This is a genomic window from Stenotrophomonas sp. SrG, assembly GCF_050031795.1.
In the GTDB taxonomy this organism is placed as follows: Bacteria; Pseudomonadota; Gammaproteobacteria; order Xanthomonadales; family Xanthomonadaceae; genus Stenotrophomonas; species Stenotrophomonas rhizophila_A.
This window is the reverse complement of record NZ_JBNBBE010000565.1, coordinates 1-252: the sequence shown is the minus strand read 5'-3', so window position 1 is coordinate 252 and position 252 is coordinate 1. Positions and strand designations below refer to the sequence as shown.

General features: G+C 65.9%; 1 protein-coding gene. It reads left to right on the top strand.

Going from position 1 to position 252, the window contains the following annotated elements; genetic code table 11:
* The coding region (locus ACQG3P_RS20875) for a methyl-accepting chemotaxis protein (RefSeq protein ID WP_426806121.1) at positions 1–252 on the top strand (252 nt) is incomplete at both ends.

The following is a 252-nucleotide window of genomic DNA, read 5'->3' as shown; positions in this document are numbered from 1 at the left end:
TCCGCCGTGTCGGCCGACGTGGCACAGCGCTCGGTGGTCATCGCCGCCGCAGGTGCCGGCGTGGTGCGTGAAACGATCCAGGGCATGGACCAGATCCGCGACCAGATCCAGGAACCCTCCAAGCGCATCAAGCGCCTGGGCGAGTCCTCGCAGGAAATCGGTTCGATCGTGGAACTGATCAACGCCATTTCCGAGCAGACCAACATCCTGGCGTTGAACGCCGCGGTGCAGGCGGCCTCGGCCGGTGAAGCC